This window comes from Cereibacter johrii (assembly GCF_001720585.1).
Taxonomy (GTDB): Bacteria; Pseudomonadota; Alphaproteobacteria; order Rhodobacterales; family Rhodobacteraceae; genus Cereibacter_A; species Cereibacter_A johrii.
The window spans coordinates 43,965-60,819 of record NZ_MABH01000133.1 but is presented as its reverse complement, the minus strand read 5'-3'; the positions used below and the strand labels follow the sequence as shown (position 1 = coordinate 60,819).

Here is a 16,855-nt window from a genome sequence, read left to right as displayed (position 1 = left end):
CGACCCTTGCCGATATCCGCGCCGGCGGGAACCGTTGCAAGTCCCGCCGCGTCCTCTCTGAGCCCGGGAGCTGGCAGGGTCGGATGCAATCGGCGCTTGTCACGCTCCTGCCGCTGTCTACGGTGATCTTCAGGCGGGCCTGACTTGCGCAGGGGCGAGTCCGATCCGGCCGGAGCAGGCACTTCAAGAGCGGGGTCAACCCGCGACACGGGAGGACGGAATGAAGGCGCAACCCCCACTCAGGCTGACCGCACAGGCGATGGCCTTCGTTCTGGCCGGCGGCCGCGGCAGCCGGCTCAAGGAACTGACGGACCGGCGTGCGAAACCCGCGGTCTATTTCGGCGGCAAGGCCCGGATCATCGACTTCGCTCTGTCGAACGCGATGAATTCGGGCATCCGCAAGATGGCCATCGCCACCCAGTACAAGGCCCACAGCCTGATCCGGCACATCCAGCGCGGCTGGAACTTCTTCCGCGAGGAGCGGAACGAATATCTCGACATTCTGCCGGCGAGCCAGCGGGTCGACGAGAACCGCTGGTATCTGGGCACGGCCGATGCGGTGACCCAGAATATCGACATCGTGGACAGCTACGACATCAAGTATGTGATCATCCTCGCGGGCGATCACGTCTACAAGATGGATTACGAGATCATGCTGCGTCAGCATTGCGAGACCGGCGCGGATGTGACCATCGGCTGCCTGACCGTCCCGCGGGCCGAGGCCACGGCCTTCGGCGTGATGCATGTGGATGCGAACCTGCGCATCACCGACTTTCTCGAGAAGCCCGCCGACCCGCCGGGCATCCCGGGCGACGAGGCCCATGCGCTTGCCTCGATGGGGATCTATGTCTTCGACTGGGCGTTCCTGCGCGACCTGCTGATCCGGGACGCCGCGGATCCGAACTCGAGCCACGACTTCGGCCACGACCTGATCCCCGCCATCGTGAAGAACGGCAAGGCGATGGCGCACCGTTTCTCGGACAGCTGCGTGATGACCGGCCTCGAGACCGAGCCCTACTGGCGCGACGTGGGCACGATCGATGCCTTCTGGCAGGCCAACATCGACCTCACCGAATTCACGCCCAAGCTCGATCTCTACGACCGCGAATGGCCGATCTGGACCTATTCGCAGATCGTGCCGCCGGCCAAGTTCATCCATGACAGCGAGAACCGGCGCGGCACGGCCATCTCGTCGCTCGTCTCGGGCGACTGCATCGTCTCGGGCAGCGAGATCCGCAGCTCGCTCCTCTTCACCGGCTGCCGGACGCACAGCTATTCGTCGATGAGCCGTGTGGTGGCGCTGCCGCATGTGACGGTGAACCGGAAGGCGGATCTGACGAATTGTGTGCTCGACCGCGGCGTGGTGGTGCCGGAAGGGCTGGTGATCGGGCAGGATGCGGAGGAAGATGCGCGCTGGTTCCGCCGCTCGGAGGGCGGCATCGTGCTGGTGACGCAGGACATGCTCGACGCCCGGGCGCGGGCGCTGAACTGAGGCCCCGGCGGGGGCTTCGCGCCCCCGCACCCCCGCGGGATATTTGGACAGAGTGAAAGAGGCCGGGGGCGGGATCGCCCGCGGCACGGGAAGCGGATGAAGGACAGGGACAGGATGGAGACGGCGCGCGGACGGGTGTTGTCGGTGGCCTCCGAATGCGTGCCGCTGCTGAAGACCGGGGGGCTCGCCGACGTGGTGGGCGCGCTTCCGGGGGCGCTGGCGGCGGAAGGCTGGGAGATGCGGGTGCTGATGCCCTGCTACCGGCCGCTGAAATGGCGGCTCGAGGAGATGGAGGAGGGCTTTGCCGAAGCGGATCTCTTCGGGGGCCCGGGGCGGGTGATGGCGGGCGAGGTGGCCGGTCGGAAGATGCTGCTTCTCGATGCGCCCCATCTCTACGACCGCGAGGGCGGCCCCTATGCGGGGCCCGACGGCGACTGGGGCGACAATGCCCAGCGGTTCGCGGCGCTCTCCTGGATCGGGGCGCGGATCGCGCGCGAGGGGCTCGGGGACGGCTGGCGGCCGGATGTGGTCCATGCGCACGACTGGCAGGCGGGCTTCACGCCGGCCTACATGGACTATTGGGGCAGCGGCGGGGCGAGTTCGGTGCTGACGGTGCACAACATCGCCTTTCAGGGCTGGGCGCCGGCGAGCCTTCTGTCGGCGCTGCGCCTGCCGCCGCAGGAGTTCCATCCGGCCGCGCTCGAATATTACGGCGGGCTTTCGTCGCTGAAGGCGGGGCTGGTGTCGGCCGACCATATCACCACCGTCTCGCCCACCTATGCCTGCGAGCTGATGCGGCCCGAGTTCGGCATGGGCCTTCAGGGCGTGATCGCCCAGCGGGCCGGGCAGGTGACGGGCATCCTGAACGGGGTCGACACCGACATCTGGTCGCCCGAGGTCGAGGAGCGGCCCTACAATGCCGCGAGCCTGAAGGCCAAGGCGGAGAACCGCGCGGTGCTGTCGGGGGCGTTCAAACTGTCGGTGCCGGGGCCGCTTGCGATCCTCGTGAGCCGCCTGACCTATCAGAAGGGCATCGACCTGATCCCCGAGGTCCTGCCGGACTTCATCGCCGCGGGCGGGGGGCTTGCGGTGCTGGGCACGGGCGACGCGCCGCTCGAGGCGGCGATGCGCGAGCTCGAGGTGCGCTTTCCGGGGCGGGTCGGCGTGCGGATCGGCTATGACGAAGGGCTCTCGCATCTGATGTTCGCAGGCGGCGATGCGGTTCTGGTGCCCTCGCGCTTCGAGCCCTGCGGGCTCACGCAGATGTACGGGCTGCGCTATGGGGCCGTTCCGGTGGTGGCCCTGACCGGGGGGCTCGCCGACACGATCATCAACGCCAATCCGGCCGCCATGGCCGCGGGCTGTGCGACGGGCCTCACCTTCCACCCGACCGAGCCGCCCGCCTTTGCCGAGGCGCTGAGAAGGCTGATCCATCTCCATGCCGATCCCGCGGCCTGGGAGACGGTGCAGAGGAATGCGATGCGCCATCCGGTGGGCTGGGAGACCTCGGCCGCGGCCTATGCCGCGCTTTACCGGGAGCTCATGGCGTGACAGCGGCGGCGCAGCCCGGCGGGCTGCCGGGCCTCGCCACCGCCCCCGGCCGCCCCTGGCCCCTGGGCGCGAGCTTCGATGGCGAGGGGGTGAATTTCGCGCTCTTCTCGGCTCATGCCGAGAAGGTGGAGCTTTGCCTCTTTGCGCCCGACGGGCGGCGCGAGGCCCTGCGGCTGCCGCTGACCGAGCGGGACGGGGACATCTGGCACCTGAAGGTCAATGGCCTCCTGCCCGGGCAGCTTTACGGCTACCGGGTCCATGGCCCCTACCAGCCCGAGCAGGGCCACAGGTTCAACCCGAACAAGCTGCTGATCGACCCCTATGCCCGCAAGCTCGAGGGGCGGTTGCGCTGGTCGGACGCGGTGATGGGCTACAGGGTTGGAAGCGCGCGCGCCGATCTGTCGTTCGACAGCCGCGACAGCGCCTTCGCCGTGCCGAAATCGGTGGTGGTGGGGCACAATTTCAACTGGGGGCCGGACGCGCCGCCCGAGCGGGCGCTCACCGAGACGCTGATCTACGAGGCCCATGTGAAGGGGCTGACCGCGCTCCATCCCGGGGTGGAGGAGGGCCTGCGCGGCACCTTCCTCGGGCTCGCCTCGGACCCGGTCCTCGAGCATCTGACGCGGCTCGGCGTGACCGCCGTCGAGCTTCTGCCGGTGCAGGCCTTCCTCGACGACCGGTTCCTCGTGAACCGGGGGCTCTCGAACTACTGGGGCTACCAGACGGTGGGCTTCTTCGCGCCCGACCCGCGCTATCTGGCCAAGGGCGCGCTCTGGGAATTCGCCGCCATGGTGCGCCGCTTTCATGCGGCGGGGATCGAGGTCATCCTCGATGTGGTCTACAACCACACCGGCGAAAGCGACGAGCTGGGGCCCACGCTCTCGTTCCGCGGCATCGACAACCGGAGCTACTACCGGCTGACCGAGGGCGGGCGGCGCTATGCCAACATGACCGGCACCGGGAACACGCTCGATCTGTCGCATCCGATGGTGCTGCGCCTGGTGATGGATTCCTTGCGCTACTGGGTCGAGGTCATGCATGTCGACGGCTTCCGCTTCGATCTCGCCTCGACGCTCGGGCGCGAGGAGGATGGGTTCGACGAGCAGGGCGCCTTTTTCGACGCAATCCGGCAGGATCCGGTGCTGACGCGGGTGAAGCTCATCGCCGAGCCCTGGGATCTGGGGCCGGGCGGATACCGGCTGGGAGGCTTTCCGCATCCGTTTCTCGAATGGAACGACAAGTTCCGCGACGACGTGCGCCGCTTCTGGCGCGGCGAGGGCGGCATGACGGGCGATCTCGCCCGCAGGCTTCTGGGCTCGGCCGAACGGTTCGACCACCACAGCCGCGCGGCCACGAGCTCGGTCAATTTCGTGACGGCGCATGACGGCTTCACGCTGCTCGATCTCGTGAGCCATGCGCGCAAGCACAACGAGGCCAACGGCGAGGACAACCGCGACGGCCACGACGACAATCATTCCGACAATATGGGCCTCGAGGGTCCGACGACGGATGCGGCAATTCTCGCCGCCCGGGCGCTGCGGCGGCGGAACCTCCTCGCCACCCTGTTCCTTTCCCAGGGCACGCCGATGCTGCTCGGGGGCGACGAGATCGGCAACGGCCAGGGAGGCAACAACAACGCCTATGCGCAGGACAATCCGATCGGCTGGATCGACTGGGACCGGCCCGACGAGACCATGCTGGCCTTCGTCGCCCGCCTGTCGGAACTGCGCCGCAGCCTGCCCGTGCTGCGGCAGAAGGGCTTCCTGCACGGGCGGGTCCGGGAGGCGGACGGTCTGCGCGATGTGGTCTGGCGCCTGCCCGACGGGCGCGAGCCGGGCCCGCAGGACTGGCATTCGGCCGCAATGAGATGCCTCTGCGTCGAGATCCGCATGGATGCCGACCGGCCGGATGCGGGCGAAAGCCCGGTGTTCGCCGTCTTCAACGCGGGCGAGGCCGTGCCTCTGGCGCTGCCGCCCGTCCCCGACAGCTGGAGCCTCGTGCTCGACACGACGCGGCCCGAGGCCGGCCCCGAACCCGCGCGGCCGGGGCTTGAAGCCCCGGCCCGTTCCGTGCTGGTCTTCGTGCCGGCACCACCTGGAGAGACTGGATGACCGTCAAGACCGTTTCCACCACGCCCTTTTCCGACCAGAAGCCCGGAACCTCCGGCCTGCGCAAGAAGACGCCTGTCTTCATGCGGCCGCATTATCTCGAGAATTTCGTCCAGTCGATCTTCGACGCCATCGGCGGAGCCCGCGGCAAGACCTTCGTTCTGGGCGGAGACGGGCGCTATTTCAACGACCGCGCGGCCCAGGTGATCCTGCGCATGGCGGCCGCCAACGGCGCGTCGCGGGTGATCGTGGGGCAGGGCGCCATCCTCTCCACGCCCGCCGCCTCGCACCTGATCCGCCTGCGCAAGACCGACGGCGGCATCATCATGTCGGCCAGCCACAATCCCGGCGGCCCCGAGGAGGATTTCGGCGTGAAGTTCAACACGCCGAACGGCGGGCCCGCGCCCGAGAGCGTGACCGAGGCGATCTTCGAGGCCACGAAGACCCTCTCGGAATACCGTATCTTCGAGGCGCAGGATGTGGATCTGTCGGTCGTGGGCCGGACCGCGCTCGGGGACATGCAGATCGAGGTCGTGGATCCGGTGGCCGATTACGCGGCGCTGATGGAAAGCCTGTTCGATTTCCCCGCGATCCGCGCGATGTTCTCGGACGGCTTCACCATGCGCTTCGATGCCATGTGCGCGGTGACGGGCCCCTATGCGAGCGAGATCCTCGAGAACCGGCTCGGCGCGGCGAAAGGGACGGTCGTCAACGGCACGCCGCTGCCCGATTTCGGCGGGATGCATCCCGACCCGAACCCGACCTGGGCCAAGGCGCTGATGGACGAGATGTTCTCGGCGGAGGCACCCGATTTCGGCGCGGCCTCGGACGGAGACGGCGACCGCAACATGGTGGTGGGGCGCGGGATCTATGTCTCGCCCTCGGACAGTCTCGCGGTGCTGGCGGCCAATGCCCATCTCGCGCCGGGCTACAAGGCGGGGCTCAAGGGCGTCGCCCGCTCGATGCCCACCTCGGCCGCGGCCGACCGGGTGGCCGAGGCCCTCGGCATCGAGGAGTTCGAGACGCCGACCGGCTGGAAGTTCTTCGGCAACCTGCTCGATGCGGGCCGCGCCACCATCTGCGGCGAGGAGAGCTTCGGCACCGGGTCAGACCATGTGCGCGAGAAGGACGGGCTCTGGGCGGTGCTCCTGTGGCTGAACATCCTCGCCGTGCGCAAGGAGAGCGTGCGCGAGATCCTCGAGGCGCACTGGCAGCAGTTCGGCCGCAACTACTATTCGCGCCACGACTTCGAGGCGATCGAGACGGCGCGGGCGGACGCCATGATGGAGGAGCTGCGCGGCAAGCTCGCGGGGCTGACGGGCGCCGCCTTCAACGGCCATCTGAAGGTCGCCGAGGCGGACGATTTCGCCTACACCGACCCGGTGGATGGATCTGTCAGCCGCAAGCAGGGCGTGCGGATCCTGTTCCAGGACGGCAGCCGGATCGTGATGCGCCTGTCGGGCACCGGAACCGAGGGGGCGACGCTCCGGCTCTATCTCGAGCGCTATGCGCCGGGGCCGGAGGGGCTGGATCTCGACCCGCAGGAGGCGCTCGCCCCGATCATCGCCGCGGCGCATGAGATCGCGGGGATCGAGCGCCACACCGGCCGCCGGGAGCCCGACGTCATCACCTGAGCCCCGGGGCCCCGGCCTCGCCCGGCGGACCGCCTTCCCCACGGACAGGGAAGGCGCGCCGGGCCTTCCCCTCGACCGCTCCGCAGAAGGCGAGCCCCGCCGGCGGAGCGGTGCTCCGGCCGGCCTCCCGCCCGAAGGATGCACGGACCGCTCCGCCCCGATGGGAAGCGCGGCGCCGCGCGCCAGGGGGCGGAGACTCCCGGGCGCCCCCGGCCGGCACAGGCCGGCGCGCCGAAGCGGCAAGGGCGCGGGTGCTTCGACCTTTGGCCGGGTTATCGGGTCAGGCGGATGTGCTAGCCTCGTGAAAAGACGTATGGGACCGCCATGATCGAACCTTCCCGCCCGCTCCAGTCCGCGCTGATCGTCGACGATCACCCGCTCTTCTGCGATGCGCTGTCGATGACGCTCAAGGCGGTGGCGGGGCTGACCCACATCGAATCCGCCGACCGGCTGGAGACGGCGCTGGCCCGGCTCGACCTGCAACCGGCGTTCGATGTGGTGGTGCTGGATCTGAACCTGCCGGACGTGAACGGGCTCGACGGCCTCATCCGTCTGAAGGCGAGCCTCGGCGCGGTGCCGGTGGTGGTGGTCTCTTCCCTCGCCGACAACCGGGTGATCGGGGCGGCGCTGAAGGCGGGTGCGGCAGGCTTCGTGCCCAAGCACTCCCGCCGCGAGGTGTTCCGCGCGGCCTTCGATGCGATCCGCGAGGGGCGCAGCTACCTGCCCGAGGGATTCACGCCCCATTCGCCCGGCGCGCCCGCCAGCCAGCGCGAGGAAGCCATCGCGCGGCTCGCGCTGCTCACGCGGCAGCAGGCGAAGATCCTGCAGCTGATCTGCGAGGGGCGGCTGAACAAGCAGATCGCCTATGACCTCACCATCGCCGAGACGACCGTGAAGGCCCATGTCACGGCCATCATGCGCAAGCTCGGCGTCCAGAGCCGGACCCAGGCCGTGCTGATGGTGCAGGAGGCGAGCTTCGCGAGCCTGATGCCGGAAAATTCCTGACCGGGCGTCGCGCCGGTCGGGCGGCGGCGGCGCGCGCATCGGGCCCTGTCGAACGGCTTGTCAGTGGCGCGGGCGGCAGATTAGGCTTCCTGGCTGGGAGGACGGCGATGGAAGGACTGCGCGAGCGGGCGGTCGCGGCGGAGCGGAACGGCGCGCCGCTGGTGCGGAGCGCCCATCTGCCCGGGGATGTGCCCGCAGCCGCAGAGCGGCTTGCGGAGGCTCTGGGCGAGGGGCCGTTCGCGCTCGTGATCCTGTTCGTGACGCCCGAGACCGACGTGCCGGCCCTCGCCCTCGGGGCGCAGGAAGCCTTCGGCGGGGTGCCGGTGATCGGCTGCACCACGGCCGGCGAGATCAGCGCGGAGGGCTATACAGAAGGCGAGGTGGTGGCGGTGGCGCTGCCTGCCGCCCATTTCCATGTCCGGCCCATCCTGATCGGGGCGCTGGCCGAACTCGACCGCGAGGAGCTGATCGGCCGCCTCATCCGCGAACGGGATGCGCTGGCGCGCGAGCGGCCCGACTGGGGCAGCGAGTTTGCCTTCCTCATGGTGGACGGGCTGTCCACGCGCGAGGACGAACTGGCCTCGACGCTCGCCGCGGGACTGGGGCCGGTGCCGCTCTTCGGCGGATCGGCCGCCGACGGCGTGCGTTTCCGCGAGACCTTCGTGATCCATGGCGCCCATGTCCTCAGGGATGCGGCGGTGCTGGCGCTGGTGCGCAGCGACTGCCGGGTGCGGGTGTTCAACCTCGACCATTTCCGCCCCACCGATCAGCGCATGGTCGTCACCGAGGCCGATCCCGCGCGCCGGATCGTGCGCCGGATCAATGCCGAGCCCGCGGCGCAGGAATATGCCCGGCTGCTCGGCAAGGATCCGGGGCAGCTCGACAGCTTCACCTTCGCGGCCCATCCGGTCGTGGTGCGAATCGGCGGCAAGCATCACGTCCGGGCCATCCGCGAGGTCGCGCCGAACGGCGATCTCATCTTCTTTTCCGCCATCGACGAGGGGTTGGTGCTTGCGCTGGCCGAGCCGCAGGATCTCGTGGGGCATCTGACGGACGAGCTGGCGGCGCTGGGGCGCGAGTGCCAGCCCTCGGCCATCGTCGCCTGCGACTGCGTGCTGCGCCGGATGGAGGCGCTCGACAGCCAGTCCATCGGGGCGGTGTCGGCCCTTCTGCGGCGGCATCGGGTGGTGGGCTTCTCGACCTACGGCGAGCAGCTGAACGGGATGCATGTGAACCAGACGATGACCGGAGTCGCGATCTATCCGCCGGAGGAGCGATGAGCGCGGGCCTGCGTCGGGGCGCCCCGCCTGCCCGCGGGGGCGGAGCCCTGTTCCGGCCGGACCGGGAGCGGACATGAACCTGGCCCTGATCGATCCCAGCGATCCGCCCGAGCGCCAGCGGGACAAGCTTCTCGAGATCGTGCGCGCGCTGATGGCGCGCGTGGAGCGCACGACCGACGACGGCGGCGCGGCCTATGCCCAGTTCCAGCGCGCGGCCATGCTCGAGGATCAGGTGCGCGAGCGCACGGCGGATCTCCAGCGCACGCTGGAGCTTCTCAATCTCTCGAACGAGCGGCTGGCGGAGGCCACGCGCGCGGCCGAGGAGGCGCGGCAGAACCTCGCCAATGCCATCGAGACGGTGCAGGAGGGCTTCGCGCTCTTCGATGCCGACGATGTGCTCGTCCTGTGCAATTCGCGCTTCGGGATGCACATGCTCGACATTCAGGAGCATCTGAAGCCCGGCCTCTCCTTCGGCGGCTATATCGACCGCGTGAGCCGCTCGCGCTATCTGGCGCTGCCCGAGGCGGAGACGCCGGAGGATTGGGCGGTCCGGCGCAAGCGTCGGCACTACGACCGGCATTCGATCTTCAACGTCCGGCTGATCTGGGACCGCTGGCTGCAGGTCTCGGAGCACCGGACGGCCGATGGCGGCACGGTGATCCTGCAGACCGACGTGACCGACCTCATCCGCATCGAGCGGCTCGAGCGCGGCAAGATGCTCGACGATCAGGCCCGCGTGATCCGCGCGACGCTCGATCACATCAATCAGGGGGTCTGCATCTTCGATGCCGAGGGGCGGCTCGTCGGCTGGAACCAACGCCTCGGCTCGCTGCTCGCGATCCCGATGAACCGCTTCCGGCTGGGCGTGAGCTTCGGCTACCTGCTCGAACGGTTCGCCCACGAGATCCGGTTCGGCGAAGGGATGGATGCGGCCCATCTCGAGGCCTGGGTCCAGGCCCGCCACGAACGCGCGCCGCTCTCGTTCGAGCTGCGTCGCCACGATGAGCTGATCCTCGATGTCTTCGCGCAGGAGATGCCCGACCGCGGCTTCGTGATGAGCTTCACCGACGTCACCGCCGAGCGGGCCGCCATCGAGGCGCTGAGCCGGGCGAACGAGACGCTCGAGGCGCGGGTGATGGCGCGGACGCTGGAGCTCGAGGATGCGCTGGCCCATGCCGAGCGCGCCAATGCCTCGCGCTCGCGCTTCGTGGCGGCGGCGAGCCACGATCTGCTGCAGCCGCTGTCGGCGGCCAAGCTCTTCATTGCCACCATCGGCGACGAGGCGGTGGCGCCCGAGAGCCGCGAGGCGCTGACCAAGGCCCAGAAGGCGCTCGACTCGGTGGAGGGGATCCTCGGCGCGCTTCTCGACATCTCGAAGCTCGAGTCGGGCCGGGCGGCCGTCTCGATCCAGCCGGTGCGCCTCGACCGGCTGATGGCGCAGCTCTCCGACGAATTCGCGCCCATCGCCGCGGCCCGCGGCCTCCGGCTCACGGTGCTGCCCTCGAGCGCGGTCGTGGCCTCCGACCCGACCTATCTCCGGCGCATCCTGCAGAACCTGATCGGCAATGCGATCCGCTACACGGCGACGGGCAGGGTGCTCGTGGGGGCGCGGATGACCGCGGGCATGGTGCGGCTCGAGGTCTGGGACACCGGGCCGGGGATCGCCGAGGCCGATCAGGAGGCCATCTTCAAGGAGTTCCATCGGCTTGACGCGCCCGCCTCGCCCGCCGAGGGCATGGGGCTGGGCCTTGCCATCGTCGAGCGCGCCTGCGGGCTTCTGGGCCATCCGCTGGGGCTGCGGTCGGAGATCGGGCGGGGCACCTGCTTCATGCTGCAGGTGCCCCGCGCCGAAAGCGCGCCTGCCCCCGCCGTGCCCGATGCCTCGGCCGTGCGGGCGCAGGCCAAGGTGGCGGTGCAGGACAAGATCGCCTTCCTCGTCGAGAATGACGACGATCTGCGTCAGGCGATGGGACTTCTGCTCGAGAAATGGGGCGTGAGCGTGCTCGACGCGCCCTCGGGCGAGGAGGCGCTGGCGCTGATCGAGGAGATCGGGATCCTGCCGGACTTCTTCCTCGTGGACCAGCAGCTCGGCGCGGGGATGACGGGGGTGGAGTTCATCCGCACGATGCGCGACCGGCACGGGCCGGTGCCCGCCTGCATCGTCACCGCCGCCCGCCGCCCCGAGGTGGCCGCCCTCTGCGCCGAGACGGGCATCCGGCTGATCCAGAAGCCCATCGACGCCCGCGTGCTGGAAGAGTTCCTGCGCGCCCTCTAGGGCCGCCCGCAGCGCCGCCACACGGCCGCCGGGCGGGAAAGGCGGCCCCCGCCCGGTCAGGTCCGCGTCACTACGACCAAGGTCACATAGCCGCAGCGTCAGGTTTGGTCCTACTCTCGGCGCAATAAGGGGGATCTGCCATGCTGCTAGCCGATCAGAGAACCATTGCCGCGGACCCTGCCACGGTCTGGGCGGCCATCCTCGACCCCGAGGTGCTGAGGGTCTGCATTCCCGGGTGCGAGAGCCTGACGGGGAGCCCCTCCGAAGGCTACGAGGCGATCGTGACCCAGAAGGTCGGGCCCGTGAAGGCGCGGTTCACCGGCCATGTCACGCTGTCGGACATCGTGGACGGTCGGTCGCTCACCATCTCGGGCGAAGGCAAGGGCGGGGCCGCAGGCCATGCGCGCGGCTCGGCCAAGGTCGCGATGAGCCCGTCGGAGGGCGGCACGCTCCTGTCCTACGAGGTCGATGTCCATGTCGGCGGCAAGCTCGCTCAGCTCGGCAGCCGGATCATCGACGGCTTCTCGCGCAAGATGGCCGACCAGTTCTTCGAGCGGTTCCAGACCGCGGTGGAAGGCCCCGCCGAGGACGAGCCCGAGGCTGTGGCCGTTGGCGCCGAGGGCGAGGCGCCCGCGAAGAAGGGCTGGTTCAAGCGCATGATCTCGCGCTGAACCCGAGACGGTATCAGGGAGGGTATTGATGAAAGTCACGATGACCGTGAACGGCAGACCCATGTCCGCCGAGACCGAGGGGCGCACGCTCCTCTCCAGCTTCCTGCGCGAGGGGCTGGGGCTGACCGGCACCCATGTCGGCTGCGACACGACGCAATGCGGCGCCTGCACCGTCCATGTCGATGGGGAGCCGGTGAAGAGCTGCACCGTGCTGGCGCAGGACGTGGCCGGCAAGAGCGTGACGACGATCGAGGGGATGGCGAACAAGGACGGCTCGCTCTCGGTGATCCAGCAGGCCTTTCAGGATCATCACGGCCTCCAGTGCGGCTTCTGCACGCCGGGGATGGTGATGATCTCGGCGGCGCTGCTGAACGAGAAGCCGAACCCGACCGAGGAGGAGGTGCGCCACTACCTCAAGGGCAACATCTGCCGCTGCACGGGATACCACAATATCGTCAAGGCGGTCATGGCCGCCGCGGGTGCCGACAGCCGGAAGCTCGCCGCCGAATAAGCGGGCCAGCAAGAAAGGGAGGAGTTTCATGCCGAAGGACGGAGGCATCGGCGCGAGCACGCTGCGCCGCGAGGATATCCGGTTCCTGACCGGAAAGGGCCGCTACACCGCCGACATCAGCCTGCGCGGACAGGCCCACGCCTGCTTCCTGCGCTCGGAAGTGGCGCATGGCCGCATCCGCTCGATCGACACCAGCGCCGCCGAGGAGATGCCGGGCGTGCTTGCGGTGCTGACGGGCGAGGATTTCACCGAAGTGGGCGGCAACCCGACCGGCTGGCTGGTCCAGAGCCGGAACGGCGCCACGATGAAAGAGCCAAAGCGCCCGGTTCTGGCCCATGGCAAGGTCCGCCATGTGGGCGATGCCTATGCGATGGTGGTGGCCGAGACCTACGAGCAGGCCAAGGACGCCTGCGAGGCCATCGAGGCCGATATCGAGGAGCTGCCCGCCATCGTCGACATGGCGCAGGCGGTGGCCGACAGCTCGAACCGGGTCCATGACGAGATCGAGGACAATGTGGTCTTCGACTGGGGCTGGATCGAGGAGAACCGCGCCGCCGTCGATGCCGCCTTCGAGACCGCGCCGCATGTCACGACGCTGGAACTGGTGAACAACCGCCTCTCGCCCAATGCGATGGAGCCGCGCGCCTCGATCGGGGATTTCGACAGCGGGACGGGCGACTACAAGCTCTATACCACCTCGCAGAACCCGCACCTGACGCGGCTTCTGATCTCGGCCTTCGTCATGGGGATCCCCGAGAACAAGCTGACGGTGATCGCGCCCGACGTGGGCGGCGGCTTCGGCTCGAAGATCTATCACTACGGCGAGGAGGCGGCGGTGCTCGCGGCCTCGAAGCGGCTGAACCGGCCGGTGAAATGGGTCTGCGACCGCTCGGAAGCCTTCCTGTCGGACGCCCATGGCCGCGACCATGTGACGAAGATCCAGCTCGCGACCGACCGCGAGGGGAACTTCCTCGCGCTCAGGACCGAGACGCTGGCCAACATGGGGGCCTATCTGTCGAACTTCGCCACCTGCACGCCCACCTTCCTGCATGGCACGCTGATGGCCGGCCCCTACAGGACGCCGCTCGTCTATGTGAATGTGAAGGCGGTGCTGACGAACACGGTGCCGGTCGATGCCTATCGCGGCGCAGGGCGGCCCGAGGCCACCTATTCGCTGGAACGGGTGATCGACAAGGCGGCCGACGAGCTCGGGATCGACCCGTGGGAGATCCGGCGCAGGAATTTCATCGATCCCGGTGCCTTCCCCTATACGACGCCGGTGGGCCTCGTCTACGACACCGGCAACTATCACGCCACGATGGACAAGCTGCGCGAGCTGTCGGACGTGGCGGGCTTCGAGGCGCGGGCCGAGGAGAGCCGCCAGCGCGGCAAGCTGCGCGGCTTCGGCCTCTCGACCTGGATCGAGGCCTGCGGGATCGCGCCCTCGAACCTCGTGGGGGTGCTCGGCTGCCGCGTGGGCCTCTACGACGCTGCGACCATCCGGGTGAATGCCACGGGCAACATCTCGGTGCTGGTCGGCGCGCACAGCCATGGGCAGGGGCACGAGACGGTCTTTGCCCAGCTGATCGCCGAGAAGCTGGGGGTGGATGCGAATTCGGTCGAGATCGTTCACGGCGACACGTCGAAGATCCCGTTCGGGATGGGCACCTACGGCTCGCGCAGCCTCGCCGTCTGCGGCTCGGCCATGATGAAGGCCGCGGACAAGATCATCGACAAGGGCAAGAAGATCGCGGCCCACATGCTCGAAGCGGCCGAGGGCGACATCGAATTCACCGACGGCAGCTTCTCGGTCGCGGGCACCGACCGGCAGAAGAGCTTCGCCGAGATCGCCTTCTCGGCCTATGTGCCGCACAACTACCCGCTCGAGACGCTGGAGCCGGGGCTCGAGGAGACGGCCTTCTACGATCCGGCGAACTTCACCTATCCCGCGGGCGCCTATGGCTGCGAGGTCGAGGTGGACCCGGAGACGGGCGGCGTCGATATCGTGCGCTTCACCTGCGCCGACGATTTCGGCAATGTCATCAATCCGATGATCGTCCAGGGCCAGGTGCATGGCGGGGTGGCGCAGGGCATCGGGCAGGCGCTTCTGGAAGGGGTGGTCTATAACGAGGACGGCCAGCTGCTGACCGGCTCCTACATGGATTACGCCATGCCGCGTGCGGACGATGTGCCCTCCTTCACGGTGGATCATTCCTGCGTCACGCCCTGCACCCACAATCCGCTGGGCGCCAAGGGCTGCGGCGAGGCAGGGGCCATCGGCACGCCGCCCGCGGTGGTCAATGCGGTGGTCGATGCGCTGCGGCGCGCGGGCCACGATCACATCACCCATATCGACATGCCGCTGACGCCTTCGCGCGTCTGGACGGCGATGCAGGGCTGAGGAGGGGATCATGCACAATTTCGACCTGGTGAAACCCTCGTCGGTGGCGGAGGCGGTCGCGGCGCTCGGGTCGGAGGGCGCACAGGCGCTGTCCGGCGGGCAGACCCTGCTGCCCTCGATGAAGCAGCGGCTGGCGGCGCCGGAGCGGCTGGTGAGCCTGACCGACATCGCCGAGATGAAGGGGGTCTGCCGCGGCGAGGAGGGTCTCGTCGTGGGAGCGGCCACACCCCACGGGGTGGTGGCGCGCGAGGCGAAGGCGCATTATCCGGCGCTGGCCTGGCTCGCGGGCGAGATCGGCGATCCGTCGGTGCGGGCGCGCGGCACGATCGGGGGCAGCCTTGCCAACAACGACCCTGCCGCCTGCTATCCGGCGGCGGCGCTGGCGTCGGGGGCCACCATCGTCACCGATCGGCGCGAGATCGCGGCCGGCGACTTCTTCCAGGGCCTCTTCACCACGGCGCTGGAAGAGGGCGAGATCGTGACCTCGGTCCGCTTTCCCCTGCCCGAGCGGGCGGCCTACATGAAATTCGCGCAGCCCGCCTCGCGCTTCGCGCTCGTGGGTGTGTTCGTGGCGCAGTTTGCCGATGGGGTGCGGGTCGCGGTCACGGGGGCGGGCGAGGATGGGGTCTTCCGCTGGACCGAGGCCGAGGGGGCCCTGTCGGCCGACTTCCGGCCCGAGGCGGTGGAGGGCCTGAGCCTCTCCGCGGAGGGGCTGCTCGGCGATCTGCACGGGACGCCGGCCTATCGGGCGCATCTCGTGAAGGTCCTGACGAAACGGGCGGTCGCCGCGGCCTGAACCGCAGCGATCCGGGCCGGGGGCGCGCCTCAGGCCAGCCGCCGGGGGCTGTCTGCCCCCGGACCCCCGAGGATATTTGGGCAGAGTGAAAGCGGGGGAGGAGCCGCTCCGGCGGGCGGGCTGGAGCGGCAGGACGGGCCGGGCGCGGAGGGGTCGGCGGCGGGCGGTCAGAGGGTGGCGAGGTAGGCCGCGCAGCCGGTGAGGGCCGCGTAATCGTCCTCGACGATGCAGACCGGAAAATCGTCCATGAAGGCCGAGAAGCGGCCCTTGTCGCGGAAGTTCTCGGCAAACCCCATCGGACCCAGATGGGCGGCGAAGGCCCGGGCCACGCCGCCGCAGAGATAGAGGCCACCGAAGGGCAGGTGGATCAGTGCGAGATTTCCCGCCTCTGCGCCGAGAAGCCGGGCGAAGAGTTCGGCCGCCGCGCGCGCCGGGCCCGGTTCTGCAATGGCCGCCATGATCTCGGCCGCCGACTTGCGGTCCTCGAGGCCGGCCTCGGCCGCGGTGAAGGCATAGAGCCGCTCGAGACCGCGGCCCGACAGCACATCCTCGACGCCGGCGAAACCGTGGACCGTCTGGACGAACTCCGCGAGCCGGAGATCCTGTGGGGTGCGGACGGGCATTCCGGCATGGCCGCATTCGGAGGCCGCCACCAGGCGCAGACCCGCGACATCGTGGACGGGGGCCGCGTTGAAGCCGGTGCCGACGCCCACGACGAGCATCGGACCTGCGCGGCGGGGATGGGGCCCCGGGATCAGGACGCGCAGGTTGGCCGGATCCAGATGGCCCAGCGCATGGCCCTGGGCCTGAAGATCGTTCAGCACCGCCACGCGCGGCGCGCCGGTCGCGCGCTGCAGCTCGGCACCGTCGACGGTCCAGGCGAGGTTCGTGAGCAGGGCCACCCCGTCGCGGACCGGGCCCGCGGCCGCCACGCAGGTGCCGTCGATCTCGGGGCTGCCCACGACGGAGAGGAAGTCGCGCAGGACCGGCGCCAGGGCCGGATAACCGGCGTTCCGGAAGCGGCGCGTCGTCTCGGGCCGCAGCCGGGCTCCCTCCGCCAGGGCCACACGGGTGTTCGTGCCACCGATATCGGCGACGAGGCAAAGGGGGGCGTCGGCCATGGCGTCCTCC

The 16,855-nt window shown here is 69.4% G+C and carries 12 protein-coding genes; 11 read left to right on the top strand and 1 reads right to left on the bottom strand.

The features are described 5' to 3' along the window. Nucleotides 1-220 precede the first annotated feature (220 nt). The 11 genes from glgC (at nucleotide 221) to A9O63_RS10735 (ending at nucleotide 15,724) form a co-directional block, all read left to right on the top strand. Nucleotides 221-1,492 carry a glucose-1-phosphate adenylyltransferase gene (gene glgC / locus A9O63_RS10785; RefSeq protein WP_069331936.1) on the top strand — a complete coding sequence of 424 codons (1,272 nt, stop codon included), beginning with the start codon at nucleotides 221-223 and terminating at the stop codon, nucleotides 1,490-1,492. Between the two features lie 114 nt (nucleotides 1,493-1,606). Beyond that, entirely contained in the window at nucleotides 1,607-3,043 is a 1,437-nt protein-coding gene (gene glgA / locus A9O63_RS10780; RefSeq protein ID WP_069331935.1) for a glycogen synthase GlgA, read from the top strand. After that, nucleotides 3,040-5,154, top strand: a complete 2,115-nt coding sequence (glgX, locus tag A9O63_RS10775; protein WP_069331934.1) for a glycogen debranching protein GlgX — start codon at nucleotides 3,040-3,042, stop codon at nucleotides 5,152-5,154. The genes glgA and glgX overlap by 4 nt, the downstream gene beginning before the upstream one ends. Further along, nucleotides 5,151-6,785 carry an alpha-D-glucose phosphate-specific phosphoglucomutase gene (locus tag A9O63_RS10770; RefSeq protein ID WP_069331933.1) on the top strand — a complete coding sequence of 545 codons (1,635 nt, stop codon included), beginning with the start codon at nucleotides 5,151-5,153 and terminating at the stop codon, nucleotides 6,783-6,785. Before glgX ends, A9O63_RS10770 begins: the two co-directional genes overlap by 4 nt. 324 nt (nucleotides 6,786-7,109) lie before the next feature. Beyond that, a complete protein-coding gene (locus tag A9O63_RS10765; RefSeq protein ID WP_009562094.1) occupies nucleotides 7,110-7,790 on the top strand; it encodes a response regulator transcription factor in 681 nt (226 codons plus the stop codon). Between the two features lie 107 nt (nucleotides 7,791-7,897). Then, nucleotides 7,898-9,070, top strand: a complete 1,173-nt coding sequence (locus A9O63_RS10760; RefSeq protein ID WP_069331932.1) for an FIST N-terminal domain-containing protein — start codon at nucleotides 7,898-7,900, stop codon at nucleotides 9,068-9,070. A gap of 73 nt (nucleotides 9,071-9,143) precedes the next feature. Then, nucleotides 9,144-11,345 carry a hybrid sensor histidine kinase/response regulator gene (locus tag A9O63_RS10755; protein ID WP_069331931.1) on the top strand — a complete coding sequence of 734 codons (2,202 nt, stop codon included), beginning with the start codon at nucleotides 9,144-9,146 and terminating at the stop codon, nucleotides 11,343-11,345. Nucleotides 11,346-11,485: 140 nt separating this feature from the next. Further along, complete coding sequence (locus A9O63_RS10750; RefSeq protein WP_069331930.1) at nucleotides 11,486-12,016, top strand: CoxG family protein; 531 nt, start codon at nucleotides 11,486-11,488, stop codon at nucleotides 12,014-12,016. A gap of 28 nt (nucleotides 12,017-12,044) precedes the next feature. Then, nucleotides 12,045-12,527: a (2Fe-2S)-binding protein gene (locus A9O63_RS10745; protein WP_084295787.1), complete on the top strand. Its 483-nt coding sequence runs from the start codon at nucleotides 12,045-12,047 to the stop codon at nucleotides 12,525-12,527. 28 nt (nucleotides 12,528-12,555) lie between these two features. Next, a complete protein-coding gene (locus tag A9O63_RS10740; RefSeq protein ID WP_069331928.1) occupies nucleotides 12,556-14,928 on the top strand; it encodes a xanthine dehydrogenase family protein molybdopterin-binding subunit in 2,373 nt (790 codons plus the stop codon). A gap of 10 nt (nucleotides 14,929-14,938) precedes the next feature. Continuing rightward, complete coding sequence (locus tag A9O63_RS10735) at nucleotides 14,939-15,724, top strand: FAD binding domain-containing protein (protein WP_069331927.1); 786 nt, start codon at nucleotides 14,939-14,941, stop codon at nucleotides 15,722-15,724. Between the two features lie 167 nt (nucleotides 15,725-15,891). Here A9O63_RS10735 and A9O63_RS10730 read toward each other — a convergent pair whose 3' ends face one another. Next, nucleotides 15,892-16,845, bottom strand: coding sequence for a glucokinase (locus A9O63_RS10730; RefSeq protein WP_069331926.1), 954 nt, complete (start codon nucleotides 16,843-16,845; stop codon nucleotides 15,892-15,894). Nucleotides 16,846-16,855: the final 10 nt, after the last annotated feature.